The organism is Oleiphilus sp. HI0123, assembly GCF_001635315.1.
Genome location: NZ_LWGE01001571.1, coordinates 1 through 5,511 on the forward strand (window position 1 = coordinate 1; position 5,511 = coordinate 5,511).

At 45.8% G+C, this 5,511-nt stretch carries 5 protein-coding genes; 4 read left to right on the top strand and 1 reads right to left on the bottom strand.

From position 1 onward, the window contains the following. From A3761_RS21045 to A3761_RS21060, 4 genes are all read left to right on the top strand, one after another. Positions 1 to 435 (top strand): pyridoxal-phosphate dependent enzyme (locus A3761_RS21045; protein ID WP_156492007.1); only part of this gene is annotated, 435 nt, incomplete at its 5' end. A gap of 25 nt (positions 436 to 460) precedes the next feature. Beyond that, a complete protein-coding gene (rlmD, locus tag A3761_RS21050; protein ID WP_082865187.1) occupies positions 461 to 1,942 on the top strand; it encodes a 23S rRNA (uracil(1939)-C(5))-methyltransferase RlmD in 1,482 nt (493 codons plus the stop codon). 26 nt (positions 1,943 to 1,968) lie between these two features. Then, the gene (relA, locus tag A3761_RS21055) at positions 1,969 to 4,212 is read left to right on the top strand and encodes a GTP diphosphokinase (protein WP_068509962.1); all 2,244 of its coding nucleotides are present in this window, start codon (positions 1,969 to 1,971) and stop codon (positions 4,210 to 4,212) included. Between the two features lie 9 nt (positions 4,213 to 4,221). Beyond that, positions 4,222 to 4,686: a MazG nucleotide pyrophosphohydrolase domain-containing protein gene (locus tag A3761_RS21060; RefSeq protein WP_068509964.1), complete on the top strand. Its 465-nt coding sequence runs from the start codon at positions 4,222 to 4,224 to the stop codon at positions 4,684 to 4,686. Positions 4,687 to 4,695: 9 nt separating this feature from the next. Here A3761_RS21060 and A3761_RS21065 read toward each other — a convergent pair. Further along, on the bottom strand, positions 4,696 to 5,511 hold an 816-nt coding region (locus A3761_RS21065), incomplete at its 5' end, for an EAL domain-containing protein (RefSeq protein ID WP_156492008.1).

Consider the following 5,511-nt stretch of genomic DNA (forward strand, 5'->3'; position numbering starts at 1 on the left):
CATTATTGCGGGACGGGGCCTGAAATCTGGGAGCAAACTCATGGAAAAATTACTCACTTTGTCAGTGCCATGGGAACGACAGGTACCATTATGGGAAACTCCAGGTTTCTGAAAGAAAAGAACCCAGATATCAAGATAGTGGGTTTGCAACCTGCAGAAAATGCGGCAATTCCCGGTATTCGTCGCTGGCCTGAAGAGTATCTGCCGAGTATTTTTGATCGCTCACGAGTCGATGAAGTGGTCGAGATGGGGCAAGATGAAGCGGAAAGAACAATGAAGGCCCTTGCCGCACAGGAAGGTATTTTTTGCGGTGTGTCCTCAGGCGGAGCCGTGGCTGCAGCTTTGCGCTTGTCAGCCAAGCTTGAAAATGCGGTGATCGTCGCCATTATCTGTGACCGTGGAGATCGTTACCTTTCAACAGGTGTTTTTTCGTGAGCAGGTGGCTCGGTAGCGTGTAACTATGGCAAATATTTTTTCTAAGCATAGAACTAAGCTGCGTGAGCAGTCTAAAAAGCAAAAAAAATCACTTGAGCGTGAACTTAAAGATTCGAAGCAGGAAGCTCGGGTGAAAGTGAGCCTGGAGTCCAAGAACCTCGCCAACGATGTTGATAGCTCTGATAGTGGCTTGCTTCAGTGTCAAATTCTGTCTCTCAGTCATGAGGGGCGAGGTATCGCCAAAAATAAAGGCAAAACGCAATTTGTGCATTATGCCTTGCCCGGTGAGACTGTTTTGGCTGAGGTCTTGGCTCATCGTGCTAAATATGATGAGCTGGCTGCGGTGAAAGTGATGCAAGCTTCAGATCAACGTGTTGAAGCTGTATGCTCATATTATGGAACTTGTGGTGGCTGCAGCCTCCAACATATGGGGCATAAAGCTCAACTGGCGCATAAACAAACTGTATTGGCTGACCAGCTTAAGCACTTTGGGGATTTGGCTCCGCAACAATGGTTGCCGCTTGTCGAGAGTGAGCCGTGGGGTTATCGTTCGCGTGTCCGGCTCAGTGTCGACTATGGCCGAAAAGGAGAAGGGCTTCGAATTGGCTTTCGTAAAAAAGCCTCCAAAGAGACATTAGATATAGATTCTTGCCCAATTATGGCTAGTGAGCTTTCAAGTGCCTTACCCGTACTTAAAGAACTTGTTGCTTCAATCTCGGTGCATAAAGCACTTGGCCACCTGGAACTGTCCTTGAGTCGTGAGGGAATAGGCGTGTTGATTCGGCATGTGAAGCCTCTTGAGCAGAGTGACTTGGAAATGCTTAGAAACCTTGCGAAGGAGCAGAAGTGGACGGTGTTTCTGCAAGCAGGGGACATTTCCAGTATTCAGCAGTTGTGGCCGGAAAATGAGTGCCGAGAAGAAGGCCAAGCTAACTTGTCCTATAATTTGCGGGTATTGAAGCAAAATTTAGCCTTACAATTCCACCCAAAAGATTTTACGCAAATCAACCTTGGTGTGAATCAGAAGATGGTTCTACTCGCGCTGCAGCTACTTGAACTTAAATCTGATGAGCGTGCTCTGGATCTGTTTTCAGGACTGGGTAATTTTACTTTGGCAATGGCAAAGTGCGCTAAGGAAGTTGTTGGGGTTGAAGGCAGTCAGGATATGGTGGAAAGAGGCTTGTTTAATGCACAAGCTAATGATATCGAAAATGTCACTTTTTATGAAAGTAACCTATACAGTGACTTCTCGGCTCAAGCTTGGACGAAGGGAGTTTATGATAAGATTTTGATCGACCCGCCTAGAGCAGGTGCTTTGGATATCGTGAGCAATATTAGGCAGTTTGGGGCAAAACGAATAGTTTATATATCATGCAACCCGGCTACATTAGCGCGTGACGCGGGGATCTTGGTGCAGCAAGGGTATCGTCTGATGCAGGCAGGGGTTTTGGATATGTTTCCCCATACTGAGCATTTAGAGTCGATAGCTGTTTTCGATAGTAAGTAGGCTAAGAATAATAAACAGGTAGTTTTATGGTTAAGGTTCGCGAAGATTACATTGAGGATTTCGATGGCGAAGCCGCCATTGATCAATGGCTTGATAAAATCAGTTCAATTACCGAGTTGGGTAATATCGAGACAGTACGCCAGGCCTGTGAAACTAGCCTTGAAATCGAGCAGAAATCGGTCCAGGAAGATCGAGTCTGGGCAAAAGAGCACAATAGTTTTGTAATTGGTTTGGAGATGGCTCAGATTCTGATCGAGTTGGAATTGGATCAGACAGCTATCATTGCAGCAATACTTTATCGAGCTGTCCGCGAAGGTAAATTGCCGCTGGAGCAAGTATCGAAAAAATTTGGCGGAGAAACTGCCAAGTTGATCGAAGGTGTTGCGCGAATGGCAGCGATCTCTGCAACACATCGTCCATTTAAAGGTATGGTTTTAGGTCAGACTCAAGGGCAGATTGATAACGTCCGGAAAATGCTTGTGACCATGATTGATGATGTGCGCGTCGTACTCATCAAGTTGGCAGAGCGAACTTGCGCAATTCGAGCGGTTAAAGACGCGAACTCCGAAAAACGTCAGCGTGTTGCACGAGAAGTCTTTGATATTTATGCGCCTTTGGCACATCGCTTAGGTATAGGCTATATCAAGTGGGAGCTCGAAGACCTGTCTTTTCGCTACTTACACACTTCAGCCTATAAAAAGATAGCGAAATTGCTGGATGAGCGCCGAGTTGACCGGGATTCTTTTGTAAAAAGAATGACTGAAAAACTTGAGCTTGAATTAGAGAATGCCCACATCCGCGGCGAAGTCGCTGGCCGAAGTAAACACATCTATAGCATCTGGCGAAAAATGCGCCGTAAGAATCTAGATTTTTCTGAAATTTACGATATTCGAGCTTTTAGAATTCTGGTGCCCAGTGTACAAGACTGTTATTCGGTACTAGGTGTTGTGCATTCCTTGTGGAAGCATATTCCTTACGAATTTGATGACTATATTGCTAACCCGAAAGAAAATGGCTATCGCTCTTTGCACACAGCTGTCATTGGGCCAGAAGGAAAGGTCATGGAAGTGCAGATCCGTACGAGGGAAATGCACGAGGAAGCCGAACTGGGAGTTTGTGCTCACTGGCGCTATAAAGGTACCGATGTTAAAAGTCGATCTTCAGGGTATGAGGAAAAGATCAACTGGCTTAGACAAGTACTGGAATGGCAAGAGGAGGTGGGTGATGCCTCGGAAATTGCAAACCAGCTAAGCTCAGACGTTGGTGAAGACCGTATTTACGTATTTACACCTGATGGCCATGTTGTTGATTTGCCAAATGGCGCAACGCCGGTAGATTTTGCTTACCGTGTTCATACTGAGGTGGGCCATGCTTGTCGTGGTGCTAAAGTAAATGGTCGTATCGTGCCGTTAACTTACCCGCTTCGAACTGGCGAGCAGATTCATATTCTAACCTCTAACCAGGCTTCGCCGAGCCGTGACTGGTTAAATCCGAGTTTAGGCTATATTCAGACCTCGCGCTCACGAGCCAAGCTGGTTCATTGGTTTAAGCAACAGAATCGATCTCAGAATATCACTGATGGCCGAATACTTCTGGAGGATGAGCTTAAGCGCTTGTCTATTGGCGATATCCATTACTCGGAACTTGTGGAACAAACTCAGTTCAATAAGGTGGATGACCTATTTGCGGCGATTGGTGCAGGAGACGTGAAGCCAACGCATATAGCGAATGTTGCTCAGAAAATTCTGCAGCCTAAAGAACAGCAATTGGATCTTCGTCTTGGTGCACCACAGCAGAAAGCGGCGAATAGTGCTGGGCGAGATGATATCAAGATCAAGGGCGTTGGGCGCTTACTAACAACTATGGCGAAGTGTTGCCAGCCTGTGCCAGGAGACCCAATTACGGGTTATATAACAGTTGGACGAGGCGTCTCGATACACCGACAGGATTGTATGAATTTGCTCCAGCTTGAAGACTTGGAGCCAAATCGTATTATAGAAGTTTCCTGGGGCTATGAAGCCGATGCAGCCTATGGTGTGGGTATTGAGATTCAAGCCTATGACCGAGAAGGCCTGCTTCGGGATATAACGATTGTACTAGCTAACGAGAAGGTCAATGTAACGGGCGTGAATTCATACTCTGACCCACAAGAAAATATTGCGACCATTACCATTGCAATGGATGTGTCGAGCTTGGCGAGTCTTGGGCAAGCCCTAGCCAAGATCAAGCAATTACCCAATATTATTGATGCTCGCAGAAAACGTAACTAAGGAGCTTTGGTGTCTTCAGAGAAAGTTAAAAAGGCTCAGGATAGTATTCTAGAAGGTGCTTCCAATAAAGATGGAGTACTGAACCAGGCTTTGGATATTCAAGCGCGCGCAGCTAAGCACGGCTTTGATTGGCCTGAAATAGAGCCAGTTTTTGATAAAATAGCTGAAGAACTGGACGAGCTTAAGCAGGAAGTCATAAAAGCGAAAGCGCAGTGTAAGACAAGCACGGCTGAAGACCTTTTTAAAAGGCCTGAAATTCGAGCTGAGTTTGGTGACTTGCTTTTCAGCTGCTTGAATCTATCGCGCTTTCTAGGTGTACTTCCTCAAGATGCGCTTCAGCTTACCAATGATAAGTTTACTTCGCGCTTTCAATTTATCGAGGAGCAATTGGGCAATCAGGGCACTTCTGTGAGCGAGGTGCCCTTAACTCAACTAGACCAGCTCTGGGAGTTGGCCAAACTGAAAGAGAAATAAGCTTTCCAATTAGTTTTCTTCGCTAAAGTCGTAGTTCATTTCTGTAGAGGGTGCTTGCAGGTAGTAACCCTGAATATAGTTGACGCCCGCTTGCCACAAAGTTGATAGCAGGGCTGCACTCTCTACCAGCGGCACGATAGTGAGTTTACCCATGGACTGTAAGGTCTGAATCATTTCTTTAGCCTGTTCTTTTGAATCTTCACCCTTTTGCATATCTTGAGTAAAGGAACCTTCAAGCTTGATGTATTCTGGGCTTAAGTGTTTCAGAAGGTTGAAAGGTTTTAAGGCATGGCCGAACTGATTGATCGACATTTTACAGTGTAGGGTGCTGATACCTTTGGCAAACTCTTTTGCTTGTTTCATGTAAGTGATAGCGTTGTTTTCCGATATCTGGAAAATTAAAGAGTCGCCAGGTAGGCGAGCGGCTTTCAGCGCTACATTCAGCCATGAGGTGAAGGTTTGATCTTGTAGCGTCTCGCTGGTCAGGTTAATAAAGAGTTTGGTGTCATGACCTTTTGATCTATGTTCACTTAAGTGTTTAATTGTTTGTAAGATAACCCATTTGTCGATTTTGCTGGCCATATTACTTGGGCCGCTTGGTGGCAGGAAGTCATAGGGTGAAATTTCCTCGCCCTCTTCATTCAGCATGCGAATAAAGGCTTCGTAGTTCTCATCCCCTTCGCCTCTCAAGCTGATAATCGGTTGGAAGAGCAGCTTGAATTTGTCATTGTCGATTGCATCCTGAATCAGCTCCATTGCCATGTCATGGTCATCTAAAGGCTTATCAGTTTGAATCGTGTACAGTTTGACTCCATTTATCTCTTC